The 19,488-nt window shown below is 40.0% G+C and carries 17 protein-coding genes and 1 other annotated feature; of the genes, 2 read left to right on the forward strand and 15 right to left on the reverse strand.

Annotated features, from left to right (window positions below):
* Positions 1 to 50 precede the first annotated feature (50 nt).
* The 14 genes from sufU to ORH16_RS17080 all read right to left on the reverse strand — a co-directional run bounded on the left by sufU (position 51) and on the right by ORH16_RS17080 (position 13,292).
* A complete protein-coding gene (sufU, locus tag ORH16_RS17015) occupies positions 51 to 521 on the reverse strand; it encodes a Fe-S cluster assembly sulfur transfer protein SufU (protein WP_265460094.1) in 471 nt (156 codons plus the stop codon).
* Positions 508 to 1,743, reverse strand: a complete 1,236-nt coding sequence (locus ORH16_RS17020; RefSeq protein ID WP_265460095.1) for a cysteine desulfurase — start codon at positions 1,741 to 1,743, stop codon at positions 508 to 510. Before ORH16_RS17020 ends, sufU begins: the two co-directional genes overlap by 14 nt.
* Positions 1,740 to 3,026: a Fe-S cluster assembly protein SufD gene (gene sufD / locus ORH16_RS17025; RefSeq protein WP_265460096.1), complete on the reverse strand. Its 1,287-nt coding sequence runs from the start codon at positions 3,024 to 3,026 to the stop codon at positions 1,740 to 1,742. Before sufD ends, ORH16_RS17020 begins: the two co-directional genes overlap by 4 nt.
* A 14-nt stretch (positions 3,027 to 3,040) precedes the next feature.
* A complete protein-coding gene (gene sufC, locus ORH16_RS17030) occupies positions 3,041 to 3,814 on the reverse strand; it encodes a Fe-S cluster assembly ATPase SufC (protein WP_265460097.1) in 774 nt (257 codons plus the stop codon).
* A 444-nt stretch (positions 3,815 to 4,258) separates the two neighbouring features.
* The gene (locus tag ORH16_RS17035; protein WP_265460098.1) at positions 4,259 to 4,591 is read right to left on the reverse strand and encodes a hypothetical protein; all 333 of its coding nucleotides are present in this window, start codon (positions 4,589 to 4,591) and stop codon (positions 4,259 to 4,261) included.
* A gap of 27 nt (positions 4,592 to 4,618) precedes the next feature.
* Positions 4,619 to 5,251, reverse strand: a complete 633-nt coding sequence (locus tag ORH16_RS17040) for a hypothetical protein (protein WP_265460099.1) — start codon at positions 5,249 to 5,251, stop codon at positions 4,619 to 4,621.
* A gap of 30 nt (positions 5,252 to 5,281) precedes the next feature.
* On the reverse strand, positions 5,282 to 5,815 hold the full coding sequence (locus ORH16_RS17045; protein WP_265460100.1) for a hypothetical protein: 534 nt from the start codon (positions 5,813 to 5,815) through the stop codon (positions 5,282 to 5,284).
* Between the two features lie 18 nt (positions 5,816 to 5,833).
* Positions 5,834 to 7,762, reverse strand: a complete 1,929-nt coding sequence (locus tag ORH16_RS17050) for a hypothetical protein (RefSeq protein WP_265460101.1) — start codon at positions 7,760 to 7,762, stop codon at positions 5,834 to 5,836.
* A 510-nt stretch (positions 7,763 to 8,272) separates the two neighbouring features.
* Positions 8,273 to 9,127, reverse strand: coding sequence for a MetQ/NlpA family ABC transporter substrate-binding protein (locus tag ORH16_RS17055; RefSeq protein ID WP_265460102.1), 855 nt, complete (start codon positions 9,125 to 9,127; stop codon positions 8,273 to 8,275).
* A gap of 28 nt (positions 9,128 to 9,155) precedes the next feature.
* Positions 9,156 to 9,842, reverse strand: a complete 687-nt coding sequence (locus ORH16_RS17060; protein ID WP_265460103.1) for a methionine ABC transporter permease — start codon at positions 9,840 to 9,842, stop codon at positions 9,156 to 9,158.
* Positions 9,835 to 10,866, reverse strand: coding sequence for a methionine ABC transporter ATP-binding protein (locus tag ORH16_RS17065; protein ID WP_265460104.1), 1,032 nt, complete (start codon positions 10,864 to 10,866; stop codon positions 9,835 to 9,837). The genes ORH16_RS17060 and ORH16_RS17065 overlap by 8 nt, the downstream gene beginning before the upstream one ends.
* Positions 10,867 to 10,982: 116 nt before the next feature.
* Positions 10,983 to 11,234 (reverse strand) — a binding site (T-box leader).
* Between the two features lie 46 nt (positions 11,235 to 11,280).
* Positions 11,281 to 11,622, reverse strand: a complete 342-nt coding sequence (locus tag ORH16_RS17070) for a glycine cleavage system protein H (RefSeq protein ID WP_265460105.1) — start codon at positions 11,620 to 11,622, stop codon at positions 11,281 to 11,283.
* Positions 11,623 to 11,648: 26 nt separating this feature from the next.
* Positions 11,649 to 12,005 carry an arsenate reductase family protein gene (locus ORH16_RS17075; RefSeq protein ID WP_265460106.1) on the reverse strand — a complete coding sequence of 119 codons (357 nt, stop codon included), beginning with the start codon at positions 12,003 to 12,005 and terminating at the stop codon, positions 11,649 to 11,651.
* 84 nt (positions 12,006 to 12,089) lie between these two features.
* The gene (locus tag ORH16_RS17080; RefSeq protein WP_265460107.1) at positions 12,090 to 13,292 is read right to left on the reverse strand and encodes an FtsW/RodA/SpoVE family cell cycle protein; all 1,203 of its coding nucleotides are present in this window, start codon (positions 13,290 to 13,292) and stop codon (positions 12,090 to 12,092) included.
* Positions 13,293 to 13,497: 205 nt separating this feature from the next.
* Here ORH16_RS17080 and ORH16_RS17085 point away from each other — a divergent pair, with 205 nt between their 5' ends.
* A complete protein-coding gene (locus ORH16_RS17085; protein ID WP_265460108.1) occupies positions 13,498 to 14,538 on the forward strand; it encodes a YeiH family protein in 1,041 nt (346 codons plus the stop codon).
* Here ORH16_RS17085 and ORH16_RS17090 read toward each other — a convergent pair.
* Positions 14,535 to 16,022 (reverse strand): helix-turn-helix domain-containing protein, encoded by a 1,488-nt coding sequence (locus ORH16_RS17090; protein WP_265460109.1) that lies wholly within the window; start codon positions 16,020 to 16,022, stop codon positions 14,535 to 14,537. The genes ORH16_RS17085 and ORH16_RS17090 overlap by 4 nt on opposite strands.
* Positions 16,023 to 16,940: 918 nt before the next feature.
* Here ORH16_RS17090 and ORH16_RS17095 point away from each other — a divergent pair.
* Positions 16,941 to 17,222, forward strand: coding sequence for a hypothetical protein (locus ORH16_RS17095; RefSeq protein WP_265460110.1), 282 nt, complete (start codon positions 16,941 to 16,943; stop codon positions 17,220 to 17,222).
* The last annotated feature ends 2,266 nt before the right edge of the window (positions 17,223 to 19,488 follow it).

The following is a 19,488-nucleotide window of genomic DNA, read 5'->3' on the forward strand; positions in this document are numbered from 1 at the left end:
TTGGTGTAATGGAAAAGTATTGAGGACTTTTCTTGATTACATTGGAAATTTTATTCTGCCCCGTGAAATTGATGAGCCACGCCATGACCCTCTTCTTCATCGATGGCCTTGCCTAAAGCTTTCCATGCTAAGGTTGCACATTTGATACGGGCAGGAAATTTGGAAACGCCTTGGAGCATGGCGGCATCGCCGAGTTTTTCTGCCTCAGGGACATCTTCGCCTAAAACTAAATGAGAAAAATCATCTGCTAATGCTTCGGCTTCGACCACTGTTTTGCCAACAACGGCGTCTGTCATCATTGAAGCACTGGCGGTTGAGATTGAACAACCACTGCCGCTGAAGGCGATGTCTTTAATCACGCCATCCTCAATGGCTAATTCCAATTCGATGACATCGCCACAGGTGGGATTGTTCATTTCAATTGCATTGGTGGACTCCCCTAATTTGCCATGATGATGGGGATGAGCTGAGTGATCGAGAATGACTTGTCGGTATAAATTATCTAATTTAGATAGCGCCATTTGCAAAAAACTCCTTTGCTGCCATAATCGCTTCGACTAAACGGTCGGCATCGTTTTTCGTATTGTAAAAGTAAAAACTAGCTCGAGCGGTTGCGGGAACGTTTAAATAATTTAATAATGGTTGCGCACAGTGATGGCCAGCTCGGACAGCAACGCCCTCCATATCAAGTGCAGTTGCTAAATCATGAGGATGGACGCCGTCAAGATTAAAGGCGATAACACCGGTATGCTCTTGCGGATTTTGTGGTCCGAAAATCGTAAGGCCTCCAATTTCCTGCAGCCGTGGTAAAACATAAGCAACTAGTTCTGCTTCGTAATTGTGGATATTTTCTAAACCAAGTTCACTGAGGTAATCAACGGCGCTGCCTAAAGCAATTGCATCGCCAATATTAGGCGTGCCGGCTTCAAATTTCCACGGTAGCTCTTTCCAAGTGCTATCCTGCAGATGAACAAAATCAATCATCTCGCCACCGAATTCGACAGGCTCCATCTGATCTAGCCATTGGCGTTTGCCATACAAAATACCAATCCCAGTTGGGCCGCACATTTTATGGCCGCTAAAGCAATAAAAATCAGCATTGATTGCTTGAACATCAACAGGCATATGAGGTACAGACTGGGCACCGTCGACCACCATTACAGCACCATGTTGATGAGCTAATTCTGCTAATTTAGCAACACGATTAATCACGCCTAAAACATTTGAGACATGGGCGATTGAAACAATCGCCGTTTTATCGGTAATTTGTTCTTTGGCACTAGTCATGTCCAAAAAACCTTCTTCGGTGATCTCAATATATTTTAAAACAGCTTTTTTACGCTTAGCTAATTGTTGCCAGGGAATAATGTTGCTGTGATGTTCCATATAAGAAATCACAATCTCATCGCCTTCTTTGACAAAAGCGTCGCCATAGCTGCGGGCCACCCAGTTTAAACTGGTGGTTGTTCCCCGTGTAAATAAAACTTCTGCAGCTTCATTGGCGTTAATAAATTTTTGAACTTTTTGACGAGCCGCTTCAAATTCAGCTGTCGCTCGTTCGGCTAAGGTATGGACACCCCGGTGAACATTAGCATTGTCCCGTTCATAATAACGATTGAGACTTTGCAAAACCGCCCGTGGTTTTTGAGTGGTTGCCGCATTATCTAGATAAACTAAAGGTTCGTCGTTGACTTCCTGATCTAGGATTGGAAACTCTTGACGGATTTTTTGTGCATCGATCATGCATTCAACTTCCCTTCAATAACCTCAATAATTTCATTTTGGACTTCTCGAACTGGAATCGCCGTAATGACTGAACCTAAGAAACCTCGAATAACTAAACGTTCTGCTTCTTCTTTGTGTAACCCACGACTCATCAGGTAATACATTTCTTCTGGGTCAACTCGACCAACACTGGCTGCGTGACCAGCTGTTACTTCGTTTTCGTCAATTAATAAAATTGGATTGGCATCGCCTCTTGCTTTATCTGAAAGCATTAGGACTCGGCTTTCTTGTTGGGCATCAGCGCCCTTGGCTTTTTTCAAAATATGGCCAATGCCATTAAAAGTTAACGTACCACGTTCACGAATCACACCGTGTTGCAGGATATGACCAATCGTATGAGGTGCTTTATTGGTTACCCGGGTATCAATCCCTTGTGTTTGGCGGCCGCTGCTAATCGCAACAACTTTCACTTCAGAATGGGCACCGTCACCAACTAAATCAGAATCAAAATCGGCAATCACATCGCCGTCATTCATCACGCCAATTGCCCAGTCAACGGAAGCGTCCCGCATAATGTAGCCACGACGATTTAAATAGGTCGTCATCGTTTCGCCTAATTGGTCAACGGCGGAATATTTGACTTTCGCACCGGCTTTGGCGATTAATTCAACCACGATGTTAACAGAAGCTTTGGTTGTATCTTCACCAATTGTTTGAAAACGTTCCAGGTAGCTGAACTCACTATGTTCGTCAGCAACAATTAAAACGTGTTTGAAATAATGTTGCTGGCTGCTAGTATCATTTAAAAACAGTGCTTCAATCGGTTCATCAATCACGACATTTTTAGGTACATATAAGAATACGCCACCGTTTAAAAAGGCGGTGTGGTAAGCTGTCAATTTATCTTCGTCTGCTAAGACAGCCTTGGTCATAAAATATTCTTTGACTAATTCAGGATATTCTACTAAGGCTGTTTCTAAACTGGTGAAAATCACGCCTTGATTGGCTAATTTTTCTGAAATTTGTTCAAAAATGGTTTCGGAACCATTTTGCACGACCGTCGGATTGTCTTTCATTTGATCAAAGACGGGCACCGTGCCCGCTGCTGTGGTGACCATATTTTCTGGTGTCACCTTGAAGAGCGGCCAACGGTGAAATTTCACCCGTTCAATTTTTGGTAACTCTAGCTCATCCATTTTGGCTAAAGCCGCTTTACGCAATTCTAAAAACCAAGCTGGTTCGTTTTTTTCAGCAGAAAAAGCGGTAATGGCCTCTAGATAAGCTTCATTTGTTTTTGTCATCAAGCTTGGCCTCCTTATGCTTCTTCTTCTTTGTATTCAATACCTAATTCTTTACTGATGCCAGCGTAGCCTTCTGCTTCTAGCCGTTTTGCTAAATCGGCATCACCGGTTAAGACAACCCGACCATCCATCATAATGTGGACAACATCTGGTGTGATGTAATTTAATAAGCGTTGGTAATGGGTGATGATTAACGAGCCGAAATTATCCCCTCGCATGTCATTAACCCCTTTAGCCACCACTTTTAAGGCATCGATATCTAAACCAGAGTCGATTTCATCTAAGATGGCAAAGGTTGGCTCCAACATTAACAATTGCAAAATTTCGTTGCGCTTCTTTTCTCCACCAGAGAAGCCTTCATTTAAATAGCGTTCTGCCATTTCTTCTGGCATGTTCAGCAATTCCATTTTAGCATCTAATTTTTTCAAAAATTCCATTACAGAAATTTTGTGGTCTTCATCTCTTTTAGCGTTGATGGCCGCCCGCATAAATTCGGCATTGGTGATGCCGGGAATTTCACTTGGGTATTGCATTGCTAAAAATAAACCTAAGCGGGCTCTTTCATCCACTTCTAACTCTAAAATATTTTCACCGTCAAAAAGAATTTCACCCTCGGTTACTTCGTAGTTTGGATTGCCCATGATGGCAGCAGATAAAGTAGACTTACCAGTTCCATTAGGTCCCATGATAGCGTGAATTTCGCCAGTCTTCATCGTCAGGTTAACACCCTTTAAGATTTCTTTATCCTCAATAGCCACATGGAGATTTTTAATTTCTAAAACAGACATTTAGTTCGACTCCTTCTTTAATTTCTCAGTTAGCGAGAGATTTCTTTCGTCATTCTCAAAAAACCTGTCGAAAACCAAATTATTCTAAGTTACATTCTAGACCAAATGGTGGTCAAGCGCAAACCTCCAAGCCCGCTTTTTGCGAATAATTAGGAATTAAATCGGAAAAATCAAAAAATCCACTCGCTTTGCTGTTATTTATAATCAATCTAAATAGAAAAAGAATTTTCAAAGGTTTCTGCTTAAAAATTATCTGACGGACTCACACTGTTCCGTCACCAACTTTAAATAAAAAATCATACGAAGCTTAATAGCTCCATATGATCTTGGAAATAGATGAATGACTGTCTTGTATGCTTCAAAAAAACAATTTTCTAAAATTTTAAACTAGTGACTAAGTTTCTAGCTATCTGATAGTGGTAAAAAAGCTACATCATATAAAAATTAATTGCGTAATTTTCTTTTTACCAAAAATAATACTATCACAAGTAAAAATACACCGCTGATTAAACTAAGTAAGGCGATTATCGGACGCTCACCAAGTTGCGGAAGATCACTATTTCCCTCTGAGTCTATCGAAATCTCATACATCGTGCTGCTAATTTTTGGAACTTCCTCTGAAATACTTGAACTACTGGTGGTTTCAGTTGTTTCAGTAGGCGATAAAGTTCCGGCAATCGTTACGGTCCCTTCCTTTGCGCTTCCATCTATCGGGAAACCTCCACTGATAAATGCAACGAAGAGAAGGCCAAGTAGAGCAACTTTATATTTTTTCATAGATACTCCTCTGTAGAGTATAGTTTTTTACTCCCAGCTTTGAGCTGCAAAGGTTAATGTCATTGTGAACGTTGGGGCAATTGTTTCCGAAAGAGCTGAAGATAAAGTCCCGTCATATTGGAACGTTGCAGCATTATTTGTAACGGTACTACTGTCTGTGGCCGCTTCATCTGTACTGGCAATTTGACCAACGTTATTCGCTAAAACTAAGCTAGTCGCACCAGTCACACCGGTAGTTCCATCTGTCACTAAAGAAGCTGTTGAAGAAGCTCCACCATCATTTCTATTTAAGTTCACTGCTAATGAAGAAATCGATGAAATATCTACACTGTTGGTTTGCGTAATTCCTGTGGCAACAACACTGACCGGACGTCCAGAATTATTGGTAATATCATAGTCTGGCGATTCGATGGTGGTACTTCCTGCTGTATTGTAGAAGATTGTCGCTGTATCTAAAGTTACGTTAATCCACTGGTTAGAGCCTTCATTGATAGGTGCTTCAGGATCGGTATTACTTTGACCTAGCGTTCCGTTAATTTGAACATCTCCGGTATTGGTCCCATTATTGATAGTTTCAGCGGCATGAGCTGTTGTCGCTCCTAATCCAAGTGTAGCCAGTGTGCCTATTCCTAAGATTGTACCTAAAACTTTTTTATTCATTATGTGTTGTTCTCCTTTATAATTTTTTTATCAAGTCACTGTGAAGCTAACTGTTGCAGCAACTTGACCTTTCGCTTCTGAAGTTTCCGCATCGTACAATTTGAATAAGGCCGTCCCAGTATACGTACCTGCATCCAAATGAGTATCTAGCGTGGCATTTTTGACTTCATAACCAACGGCAATCGCTCCCGAGCTATAGACTACCGTGCCGTCATCTAAGGTGATAGTGACTGCAATGGGATAAGCGTTAGTCGGCGGATTTTGAATATAAAGATCGCTTGAATCATCCTGACTGTCTACTTGAATTTCTGAGCCGATAATCATTTGAAATTGACTCGCATCAACTTGTGCTTGAGCGTAAGTGGCAATTTCATCATTGGTCATTGCGGCGGCATCTTTGCCCTCAGGTAAAAAACTACCAGCGACAACTGTTGCTGTTTTTTCTTCTGTTTTTGAAGAGAAATACCAATAAAGTCCACCACCTACGATGGAAACCAGTAAAAGCAGTAGTGCTAAAATAAGCCATTTTTTCCTTTTGGTTGTTTTGCTATTTTTTTTCTTCAATTTTCTTTTCTCGCTTTCTTAGCTGCCAATCACGACAGTCAATGTATATTGAATATCTTGAACACTTGTATAGCTAACCGTTCCGCCGTATTGCCCGACAAGATTAAAGGTATCCTCGCCACCGAAGCCATTCATTGAAAAGCTGTTCGTTGTGCTTCCATCTGAAATGAACGGGATTTCAGACGAGGTATCGGAGGTATCTCGTAATGCTAAATACAAGGGGTTGGTTGCCGTTGTATTATTGACATCATTCACTAAGGTGATGTCAGGAACACTGGTCACCGATTGAATTCCCATTGTTGCAGGATAATTGGACTGATTCGTTACGGTGTAGGAATCGGCAGATGTGAATTCAGCATTATCTATGATTGAAAATGTCATTTCAATTGGGATTGAAACAACCAACGTACTTCTATCAACTGTCACTACCTGCAACACCCAATCTGTTGTTTGCGTCAATCTTCCTGAAGATGAAGTTGCCGTGCCTCTCACAAAAACCGTATAAGTTCCCGCAAGAACCTCTGTTAAAGAGACTGAGCTGGCGGTTGTCTCGCCAGCGTAACTTGCATTTGAAGCGTTGGTTATAATACTTTGATTGCTATCGGTACTGAGATCGGCGTCATCACTCAGTGGCGAAGTGCTAAATATTTTATATTCAACATTGGTTAAACTGTAGGAGGAACTAGCATTCAAATTGGCAATATCAAGATTACTTGTGGCTTTGGTATCGCCTGTTCCATCGGCCACTGTGCTTGTTGCATCAAAGGAGAGAGTTGACTTTGGATAATAAACGACTTTTGCTACGTTCGTTGCAAATCCGCTATCCGTCAAACTAGTCGCAGTGGTAGCTGCACTTTTTTTAGTCGTCACTCCGCCAACGGTATAATCCCAAAGATAGGCATCAGTGGTTGTCGGGGTCAGTGTCGATGTACTAGAAAACAAGCCAGTACCCGAAGTGTTCTCGAAGGAAATTTCAGCAGGTGTTGTGGCATTGATTGCCATCGTTGCTGAACCAGAGCTACCGACTCGCCCTGCCCCTTCCAGTGATAAGGTTGCGTTATTTCCAATGGTATAAGTCGATGTTGTTCCAGTACCGTTAGCTGGGTTGAACCCATAAGAACTTGCAGTGTAAAGAAAAACTGCTGAATCAGCTAGATTCAAATTCACATAGCTGCGGTCGTAAACAAAATAGCGCTTATTGGTAGTAATATTGACGTAGGACTCAACGTTGATAGTTGTTGTTTGGTTTGAATTTGTACTAGTAGAGTTGTAAATAAATGCGGTGTTACCTGAACTAGTTTGCTCAATATTTGTCACGCTGTCGGCTGCAAAGGTTAGGTTCGCCCCCTCCATGAACTCTTGGGAGTTGCTACCAGAAGCAACAGTAAAATTGTTTTGCCCCTCAAAAGTGAACGTCGTATTGCCATTATAATTACACAAGGGCTGTCCGCCATTAGAACCAAAATAGTCAACATTTCTAATTGTTAAATCAACTTGCGCATTATAATTTAAGATGATGCCATAGTAGGTCTGGTAATACGTATACGAACTATCACCGAAAGAGAGGTTTTCATAGGTGACATCATAACCGCTGGCATTGACATAAAATCCAGCAGTTGAAGTGATAGTCGAAGTTCCGGTTTTTAACATCTTATAGTAAGAACCTGCTGTATTATTCTTCAAGCCATTTATCACTACATTGGAGTAGATGATGAAGCTGTCAGTATCGGTGTAGGTGATATCATTATTGAGTTGAATGTATAAAGTCGAAGCTGAGCCGTCGCCATTTTTTAAGGCTGTTGTCAAATCGGCGGCATTTTCAACGATATATGGGTCGGATTCCACTCCCGACCCGGTAACCGCAGCAGAGGCTTTTTCTGGAGTTAAAACAATGAAGATACTGCAGGCAAAGAATAAGAAAAAAATTATAGACAATCTATTTTTCATTGGATTCACGACTTTCTGATTTCATTTAATCAATACAGGTTAAAATTCATTGTCGTAATCGTAATAAAATAGATTGATTTAGTAACCCGTTTGGTTTTATCCTTTTTACCCAAAAAAATAAAATTAAAAAGCTTTGATTAGAAAAAGGGCGTGAAATAAGGATTTCTAACCTATTGGACAAAATCGAAGTGGACTTTTCTTATTTTTGAAAAAAAAAGAAATTAATGATTTTTCCTTGAGGAGTATTTTGAAGAGATTTTTCTGAAATGATGATTATATCTGATACTCAAATACCGCTAAAGTTTCTAAAAACTGTGTTCTAGTGCACTTTTTACATTCAGCAGGAGCATATTTATCAGTGGGATTGCCACAAATTTTACACGCTACATCAGTTTTAGGCACAGTCTTTTGTAAGATTAGTCCATGACCATGAATTTTCAAAAAAAGACAACACAAAAAAACAGCCGATAAAAGAGGTCATGCCTCCTTTATCGGCTGATTTACTATTTATTATTCGTCAACTGGTTTAACAGCGCCGCCCCATTTGTCAAGAATCCATTGTTGGATTTCATCACTGTGGAGAACTTCCATTAATTTAACGATTCGTTCATCATCTTCATCGCCGGAACGAACTGCGACAATATTCGCGTAAGGCGAGTTGTCACCGTCTAAGGCGATTGCATCTTCTACAGGATTTAAACCTGCTGCATAAGCTAAGTTAGCATTGATAGCAATTAAATCAGCTTCATCATTTTCATAGGCCTGCGCCAAAATCGTCGTGTCAATATCACTAGTAAAAGTCAGATTTTTGGGATTTTCATCAATGTCATCAAAGGTCGCTGTTTCTGGATCAACACCATCTTTTAGTGTCAATAAATCATTGTCAACAAAAATTTGTAAAATCCGACCCCAGTCAGAAACTGAATTTGAGGTAATGACTGTTGCGCCATCTTCAAGATCATCTAGGCTGGTAATTCTTTGAGAATACAGGCCCATTGGTTCAATATGGACAGCACCAGCGCTGACAATATCATAGCCGTAATCTTCAATTTGTTGATTCAAGTATGGTAAATGTTGGAAGTAATTGGCATCCACATCACCTGCATCTAACGAACGGTTCGGGATATTGTAGTCATCTGTCACCGTAATATCTAACGTCACGCCCTCTGCTTCTAATAATGGCGCAGCTTCTTCTAAAATTTCAGCATGGGGTGTTGAGCTGGCAGCGATTTTTAATACCTGTGTGTCACCGCTAGCAGAAGCATCTGTGCTAGAGCTTGCTGTTGAATTTGAGTCATTCCCGCAGGCAGCCAAACCTACAACTAAGGCTGCCGATAAAGCAAAACCAAATAATTTCTTCTTCATAAAATAAAATCCTCCATTTTTTCTATTTTTAGCGTTTATCTAAACGTTTCACTAACTGGTCACCGATAAATTGCACGATGAAGACAATTACTAAAATCGTAACTGTTGCAACTAAGACAATCGTTTGCTGATTACGGGCATAGCCGACTTGATAGGCCCAGCCCCCAAGACCACCACCGCCAATTGGACCGGCCATTGCCGTAAATCCAATCATTGAAATAGTGGTTAAAGTAATATTGGCGATAATACTCGGCAGACTTTCTGGAATCAACACCTTTCTAATCTTTTCAAAAGGTGTCGCCCCCATTGCATCGGCGGCCTCCAACACACCGCTGTCCACTTCTCTAAAGGAAGTTTCCGCTAGTCTGGCAAAAAAAGGTGTCGCTGAAATAATTAAAGCGGGCAGTGCCGACTCAGCACCGATACTTGTACCGATTATTTGCCGGGTAAAAGGCATTAACAAAAGTAACAAAATAATAAAAGGAATTGAGCGGAATATATTGCTAAACAATGAAACAATGCTGTAAATTACTTTTGCTAAAGTTGAAGTTCTGCGGCCTAATAAATAGAGCAGCAGACCTAATAAAAAGCCTAAAATAATCACAAACAGCATCGAGATAATCGTCATATAAAGAGTTTCCACGGTCATGTCCAAAAATGTTTGAGGATCAATTTGTGTAAAATCAAAATAAGTTTCTACGAAGCCCTTATTCAAAATCGGTCACCTCCACATCCTGTAGTTTAAAGAAGTCAATTGCTTGGCTGATGGCTTGATCATCCCCTGTTAACAAAACAGTTAATGTTCCAAAAGAAGCGTCCTCAGTCCGTCTGATGCGACCGGCTACGACATTGATGTCGATTGGAAATTGCCGAATTGCCTGAGATATAACTGGCTCATTGGCATTATTTTCTTTAAATTCCAAAGTGACGATGCGACCTTCTGGATTAGCCGCCACAAATTCTTGAATCAGCTGTTCATCGCTATTGGTTTCCGGCTGCAGTTCTTGTTGCACAAATCGCTTGGTGACCTCTTGTTGTGGATGGCGGAAAACTGCGGAAACTTGTCCGTCTTCGACAATTTTTCCTAATTCCATGACGGCAACTTTGTTACAAATTTTGCGCACCACATGCATTTCATGAGTGATTAAAACAATCGTCAGCTTTAATTCATGATTGATTTTTTCTAAGAGATTCAGCACTTCGTCTGTCGTCTGCGGATCAAGAGCACTGGTTGCTTCATCACAGAGTAAAATATCAGGGTTATTGGCTAACGCCCGAGCAATTCCCACCCGTTGCTTTTGACCACCGGATAGCTGGGCGGGATAAGCATCCCCCCGCCCCTCCAAGCCGACTAATTGAATCAATTCATTGGCTCTTTGACTACGGTCATTTTTGGCAACACCGGCTAACTCTAAAGGCAGTTCAATATTTTCTTTAACGGTACGGGACCACAGCAAATTAAAATGCTGGAAAATCATACCGACTTTTTGACGGAAGCTGCGGAGCTCTTTATTTTTTAAGTTGGCAATATTTTGCCCTCGGACGATGACCTCACCTTTACTTGGTTTTTCCAAGCCGTTTAATAACCGGACTAAGGTACTTTTACCGGCTCCAGAATAGCCGACAATACCGTAAACGTCCCCCTGCTCCACATCTAAAGAAACATCCGCCACTGCGTGAATGGCGCCGGCTTTACCGGAAAACTCCTTTTCGACATGGTGTAATTCAATAAATGACATGTTGACCCTCTGCTTTCTTTTTTTTCATTAACCTTCTTATTAACATTGATACTTTAAAATAGCTGCTGACTTTTGGCACTAAAAAAGCCTCCGCCCTTTCAATGAGTATGCCTCACCAAAAGGACGAAAGCCTAACTTTCGTGTTACCACCTTAGTTTGTTATCTTCTCACGAAAATAACCTCAATCAGTACTTGATAGAATTATCGCAGACTGCGTTGCTATATCGGGCAATCCCGTAATCAGCTCGCCTGCGCTTACTGATTAATGCTCAAAGACCATCTTCCATCTCACTAGTGTTACCCTTTTTCAGCGGCCGGGCTCTCTTGAAACTTTCATGAGGATGTACTCTTCTTTTCAAAGCATTTCTTATAATGTCAGAATTATAGCAGTCGCTTGTTCATCTGTCAAACTTTTTACAACTGTCCGAATTGATCTTCAGGAACTTCCTTGAAGGATAGAATCCACGCATCCAACTCGTCTTCACTGTCTAAAATATCTGTACTGCTGTCTAATTTTTCATTTACAGAGGAGATAGTGCCAGTCAAAGGGCTAAGAAATTCACTGACGGCTTTTTCTGCCTCCACTTCAATAATACCTTCCCCTTGTTTCACTGACTGACCGACTTTTGGTAAAGAAAGAAAAGTGATGTGACCCAGTTCATCCTGAGATTCTTTGGTCAGCCCAATGCAATATTCTTTGCCATTGTGTAAAATCCATAGACCATCTTTTTTCTTTAAATGTGTTTCGCCAACCATTGTCTCTTCCTCCGAGATTTCAAATTTTATCCGAATAAATTTTCGTATTCCGTTTCTTTAAAGCCGATTGCCTGCACTCGGTTGTCTTTGATTAACAAGGGCCGCTTGATTAGCATGCCATCTGTTGCCAAAACTTTGGCAGCTTCTGTTTTATTAAAGCCATCCAGCTGATCTTTTAAGCCCAGCTCCCGATATTTTTGACCGCTCGTATTAAAAAAACGGCGCAGTGGCAGTTCACTATTGTTCAGCCACTCCTCCAGCTGTTGTGCCGAGGGAACGTCCTGAATCATATCAACTGCTTGATAATCGACTTGGTGATTGTCTAAAAAAGCCTTCGCTTTCCGACAAGTAGAACACTTCGGATACCATAAAAAAGTATACATCCAAATTTCCTCACTTTCAAATTTCCTAAGATAAATCCCTGTTGATGAAAACTTTTTCTCATAATTTTTTCATCAAAAGCTAGTTTAAATTTGATTTGGATTCGTCTGATAACGCATCGACATAATTAAGCCAATCCCAATCATGTTCCCTAAAATGGAGGAACCCCCTTGACTGATAAACGGCAGCGGAATTCCCGTTAAAGGCAATAGGCCGATATTCGCCCCAATATTTTCAAAAATATGGAAAAGCAGCATCATAATCAAACCAGTTGCAATGTAGGTGTAAAACTCATTGTTCATATCAAAGCAGACCCGCACCATGCGGTAGATTAAAACAAAGTATAAAAAGATGACGATGGTGCCGCCGACAAAGCCAAAATTTTCACCGATAACACTGAAAATCATATCGGATTCTCTAACGGGAACATAGACATCGCTAACATTAAAGCCTTTACCCAACATGCCGCCGCTAGCAATTGCCAAAAGTGCCCGGGCTAGCTGATAGCCAGAACCCTGCGAGTCGGCAAAAGGATCTAGCCAGGCATCAATCCGGTTAAACTGATACTGTTGGAAGCCGACTTTTGTTAACAATTCTCGCCCTAAATCCGTCGTAACCAAATAAATCATAAAAGCCACAAAGGCGACCGCTAAAAGAATCAGCGGCAAGAGAATTTTCCAAGTGATGCCGGACATTAAAAACATGCCGGCAAAAATTGCTAGAAAGACTAACATTGTCCCAAAATCTTCCTGGGCTAATACTAAGCCGATAACCGGCAAAGTGACTAGCATCATTTTACCAATCAGCAATAAATCAGATTTTAACGTTCTGACAGCATATTTGACATTGTGCCCGGTAATGACATAGGCCAACATTAAAATCAAGGCAATTTTCATAATTTCTGATGGCTGAAAGCTAAAGCCGGCAATATTAAACCAGTTTTTTGAACCCGTTTCACCATATAAAACTCGATCGTAAAATTCCAAAAGAAGCATCATCACAAGTAATCCAAAGGCATACAGTGCCGGCGTCAGCTTCCATAGCCATTTTGATTTAATATGCATAATAATCACAATTGATACCGCACCAAGAAAATACCACAAGCCTTGCCGCAGTAAATTTGAGGTGATTGGCGGATTGCTGATGTCTTGGCTTAAAGCTACATAGACGGAGAGCAAACCAATTAGGCAGAGGAGGAAGACGACTAAGATCACACCGTAATCAATCCGGTTGTCTCTAGAAGCCGGTTTTTCTGCTTTTTCTTTATATAGTTCTCTGCGATTCTCCAAATTTTCATCTCTTTTCTTGAACATACTGCTGTTTATTATATTATTCCTCCCCCAGAAAGAAAAGTCATTTTCCGCTGAATGCAAAAAAATTTAAACTTCCCTAATGATTCTTTTGACCATTTTTTTAGAAAACAATTTTTTTCTGACGAGTTTTTTCTTAAATATGATAAGATAAACACAACATTTTAAAAAAAGAGGGTTGGAAATGGAAGTAGTCAATAAATTTTTTGCCGCACTTGGCAGAATTCATCCGCTTGTACCGGGGGTTTTGTTAGCTGTCTGTGTCGCTGGTATCAGCCGCTTATTAGCTTTGGTGATTCCAAATTTAGGCGGGGCAACCATCGCCATTTTATTAGGAATTTTGTTGGGCAATACATTCTTTAAACAAGAGAGTCTGCAGGCGGGGACCAAATTTTCTGAAAGCAAGCTCTTAGAAATCTCAGTTGTTTTATTAGGGGCGACTGTCACCTTTCAAACGATTACTCAGATTGGTTGGCAAGGTGTCCTATTTATCGTTTTACAGATGTCCATCACTATTTTTGCCGTTTTAATGATTGGCAGCCGCCTACATTTTCCACTGGTGACTCGCTTATTAATGGCTGGGGGCAACGCAGTCTGCGGTTCATCGGCGATTGCCTCAATTGCTCCGGTGATTGGCGCAAAAGAAGAACAAAAGGGCCAAATTATCACTTTAGTGAATCTGATGGGAACCGTTATGATGTTGACACTGCCGTTTATTGGCAGTGCTCTTTTTGGTGGCAATCTGCTGGCTAAAAGTGCGCTTTTAGGCGGAACATTGCAGTCGGTTGGCCAAGTTGTTGCTGGTGCTAGTATGCTAGACACCGATGTCGTACAGTACGCAACGTTATTTAAAATTATGCGGATTATGCTTTTAATAGTGGTCGTCTATGCCTTTAAAAAAATTGCCCAAAACAATCAAAAATATCACGGCCAGCAGGTAGAGACCAAAGAAAAAAGCAGCTTTAAGCTGCCTCTTCCTTGGTACGTATTGGGCTTTTTATTGTTTTGTATTCTAAACAGCTTGATTGAATTACCAGTACTTATCGATACAAGCGCTCATGCTATCAGCGGCTGGTTTGAAATAATTGCTCTAGCGGCGATTGGGCTGCGCTTGGATTTCCGCAAGTTTATCAAAGAAGGGCCCCGCTTTTTAATTTACGGTCTTTCTGTAGGCAGCCTGCAAACTGTTTTGGCTTTGATTTTGATTTTCGCCTTAGGGATTTAACCCAAGAAGGGAAAATCCCTCAAAGACGGCACCCTGAGCTTATCAATCTTTCGCTGCAATTCCGATAAATTTTTATAGGATGGAATATCCTCGACAATAAATAAATCATCAAAGGGCACATCCTCCATCGAAAAATTCGCCACATATAAATCCGCCTCTGGTCGAGGATAATCCTTCAAATAATAAATTGAGGCGGGTTGGATGATGATTTCTACCTTTTCCTGATAGACAGATTTTAAATAATTCCCTAGAGATTCCGCATGGTACATGCCTAAATCACTAAATACAGCTACTTTGGCAGGTTTTCGCAGGCTGTCAATCTGCAACGAAAAGTCCTTCCAGCAGGAGGAAATCATCACCAACATGTGGTCAAAATACATGCTGTACCAAGGCATTTTCGTTTTTTTCTCTAAGTCCTTTAAAACTTTTTCCAACACTTCTTTAAAGAGGGGCGCGTAACTTTGTAAGACATTACTAGCAAACCAGTTGCGATCGTAAAAAATATAACGGGGATACGGGTAAACTTTATGGCGCATATAACTTTTGATAAAGCTGTCTTGAATTTTTTGCCGACTCTCGGGGTCAATTGTTAATCCCAGAGCTTCAACAATTGTATCAATGAACTCATAACCTAGCTTATGTAAGCACCGCTCCTCTTCAGGATTGTCCCACGCAAATTCCCACCAAAAAATGGTTAAAATAAAATCTTCTTTCCAACCCTTCGGCATCTTATAGCCCAAAGGCCGAATAATCCGTTCAATATCTCCCCGATATTTTTCCATCGAATTAATTAACTCCCGATGCTTGTCGGTAAGATTCGGATCAGTTAACAGCAGATGCCCCTGTTCACTACGAACCAGAGAAACCCCAATGGCAAAAGCCAAATCAACGCGATCAACATCTTCGTGATTCCAATGAAAATCGTGGTTCAATTTTTCAACAAATTCATTGACGGCCTCTTGATCAAAGGCAAAGGGCCAATCGTGAATCCCATATATTTCCCAGAAAAAACGTTTAAAAAAGATTTGTATCTGACGCTCGTTACTGCCTTCAACGGCATAAGGTGTGCGATTCAGCCGCATCCCCCGGGCACTCAAATCTGCTTCTAAACGATGTGTCAACCGATACAATGAAGACTGACTTAAATAAAATTTGCTGCCCCAATAATCACGATTTTCTGTCGGGTCAAAAAAAACTGCCTCCAATAATTTAAAGGCACTCGACTCCTTTAGCATTGTCCGATAAATATCATGAATGGAGTAGTGGGTGGACTGCCACAAACGCACGCCGAATTTTTCTTGATAGTCAATGGTTATCCTGTCGGGCCAACGTTCTGCTAAATAATCCAAGTCCCGCATAATCGTTTTCCGGGACGCCTCCATTTGTTTCATCAGCTGTTCGATTGTCACCCAGCCATTTGAATTGTGTAACATGTGCAATACATAAAAACGCCGTCTCATGCCGGTGGATAAAATTGTTTCCATAACAACACCTCCTCAAAATAGCAAAGTCTCATTTTCAATTTTAAAAGCGCTCTCTTTCATTTATTATATCACGATTCGTCAAAAAGTGTCCTTTATGTCATTTGTATTATTCTCACATTTATTTTTTTTATTTATAAATAATGAAAAATATTTTTCTGTTTTAAGTAAAAAGTTTCTCATCATTTCCGATTTAAGGGGAATTTCTGACAAAAAAACCGCTAACCCTTGACAGTTGTCAAAAAATTAGCGGCTACAATTTTGATACCAGAGGCTTAGAGCATGGTCCCTTAACCAGTTCATGGGATGTAATTCCTCCGTCATTTTTCTAGTAATTTTTGTTCAGCGGCTTCAATCGATAACATAGGCGGGAATTTCTCTATTGTCACGAAATTCCCAAAAAACCATCAGACTAAAGCGCAGAGTCACTTTAACACTTGTTAAAAAATCTAAAATTGCTGTCATTGCACTCAACTCCTCTTTAAACAATCGAGGAAGGCTAACTGGACTTTTTTAATAGCCTCGTCTTTTTTGGATACCTCGATAGGTCATTAAGACAATCAAACCTGTTGCAGAAATTGCTGAACCAACTGAAATAATTTTTTTCATGGGAAACATCCTTTCTATTTTTCAAAATTATGCTTATGCATAAAAGTGGATGGCAGGATTTGAACCTACAGCACAGATGAGTACCAACACCGATTCATCCACAAATTGTTAACTGACTCTATCTTAAGCCTGAAACCTAAAATCAAAATTAAAAATACTTGAAGACTTTTCGAAGAATTGCAAAGTTTTCTTGAAGGTTCCTATAAAAAGTTTAAGGAGCTAAATTTTTTCTCTTTACAAACAGAACATTTGTTCGTATTATAGAGATAAGCAATAGCAGTTTTGATATGAGCGCTTAAGGAGGTTGTTTCTATGGAAAGTTATCATGGTGTTGTGACAAAAATTCGGATTATCAAGCAATTAGAGGATCGACCACTTTTATGGTTCGGTCTGACTTTAGTCGATCAAAGTCAATTGAACTGCTTAATTGCCAGCCATAGTTTAAACTTTTTTGCAGATGTCACGGAAGGCATGAAGCTATCCGTTTACGGCAGCTTCAATCAACGAAAACAATTTGTCGTTAAAAAATATGCTGTCCAGGGTAAAACCAGCATTATGCTGGAATTTGAAAATCTAACTCGCCAGCGCTCCTAATTTTTGTTTGTGGATAATTCTTATGAAAACCATTCCATTTGTTTCACAATTTTAAACTCAGCGGTAAGTCCCCCTAACAATTCGCCTACTAACCAGTTTATTTTTGTGAAACAATTTTTTTTAAAAAATTTTAACCCCAACATAAAAAATCATCTGAGACTGAATGTGTCAGCAGCCTTGTGAACTGCCGCCAATCATTTCCTTCTCAGATGATTCTTTTTTTGAATTTCATATCAAATTCTGTTACGGATGCCAGCTGCAGGAATCGAACCTGTGACCTACGCGTTACGAGATAGCTAAATAGCACAAAACAGGATTAAGATTATTGAATTTAAAGCATTCTAAGATTGCTATTTTATCAACTTTAGTTAACTTCAACTAGTTTCTGCCCCATTTTCTGCCCCAAAAAAAGTCTTGTTATGTGTTATTTAAAATAAGTATGGTCATTTTATCCCTATTCACCCACCCCGCCACTTTTGGTAGAAAGGTGACAAAAATACTATTTCTGTTTTTTACAACTATCGCACAATTTCAGCTTGATTTTCACAACCGAAGTTTAGTACAACAGTCTTTCTACCGTTCATCAACTTTTATACAATTTTCTTCCATAAACATCAACTGAGTTTGTTTGACCAACATTAAAAAAACTCGCTTTTTTTGCAAATAGGAATACAAAGCTGCTATCTTATTTAACCAAAATGCCACTTCTGGTAAAATAGCTGTGAGGTGAACTCTATGGACAAGCACACGGGATTGTTGACGAAGATTAGATTAATCAAAGAGGAACCGCTTCTGGTGCGTTTTACGCTAGATACTGGCGAGGAGTCGATTAATTGTATTGTCAGTAGAGAAATACTGGCTAAGTTGGTTCTCATGCTTCCGGATGACAAGTACAACGTTACTGTTAGAGGGCACATGAATACTCGTAGCCAATTAGTTATACGCTGGTTAGCTGTGGATAATGTGGATAAGTTTACAAGGGAGTTGGGACTGTAAAAATATTAATTTAAATTAATATTTTATTGAAGTGATATTTTTGGTATGATTTATACAAGCCCGGTGAAAAACGGGTGGCTGTTTCTTTCTTTTGTCACCTAGCGGAAACTGGGTGGCTCTTTTTACGCAAAAAAAGACCCTCCAGCTGTCCATCAACAACAAGAGGGTCAAGAGCAGAATTTGCTCAATGGATTATCTTTACTTTACCATAATATTGTTACAATTCAAGTTTTTTGATATACTTTTCTCAGAGTTTGTACATTTAGTCGTCTAGCGGAAACTAGGCGGCTATTTTTGTACAAAAAAGTAATCCCGTAACTGAGGTGGTCAATTACGGGATAATGAAGAAAACTTTTTAGTTTGTGCAGCTTGGGACTTAACTTAGTATATCATCCATATATTTTAATGTTGTAAAATTTATGTAAAAAATTCTACTCTCAAGAAGTATATATCTGCTTTTGTTCATGCTATAATTTTGTTGTGGCTAGCTTTTTTCGAAAATAATATGATGAGTTTTTGGTACAATTAGCCACACTGCATTTGGCGGAAACCTAGTGCAGACCACACAACAGGGGCAGTCTTAATTGGCTGCCTTTTTTTGTCTTTAATATTTGTCTATCAAACGTCCGCATATTTATAATAAAAAAAGACCCTCCAACCGTGAGCAAACGGAAAGAGGGGCCGAGCAAAATGCTAAATGGATGTATGAGTTATACCACGTATTATTCACATTACAAGTAATATGCTATGACAATGCGACCAAATATGTTTTATATTACCTCGAAACAGAAATTTGGAAGTATTCTTTTATAATGATATAATCTACTAGTGGCTATTACATTTCTCCTAAGTAATGTTTGATTCATAGCCACACTGCACAGGGCGGGAAACTTGTGCACTTCTTTTGACAGGGCAGCCGGTTTCGGCTGTCTTTTTTGTTTCGGAAAAATAAAAAACCGTATTTTAAATACGGTTTAAGGACTTTTATATTTTATAAAGTATCTTTTACTTTAAATATATTTGTATTTAGCGTTGGGAGCAAAATCGCACTCTCAGAGTCTAAGCTCGACACAACTGATAAAATACTTCTAAGCAGGACTCGAACCTGCGACCGGACGGTTATGAGCCGTCTGCTCTACCAACTGAGCTAAAGGTACGTGAATTGATTATAACACAAGAAAGCCGCCACTCACTTAAGAGTAGCGGCTTGATTGTTGAATCCTTTTCTAAAATTAGGTTATCCCAAAATGCCAGCAACTGGCTTTTGACC

Source organism: Enterococcus sp. HY326 (assembly GCF_026157065.1).
GTDB lineage: Bacteria > Bacillota > Bacilli > Lactobacillales > Enterococcaceae > HY326.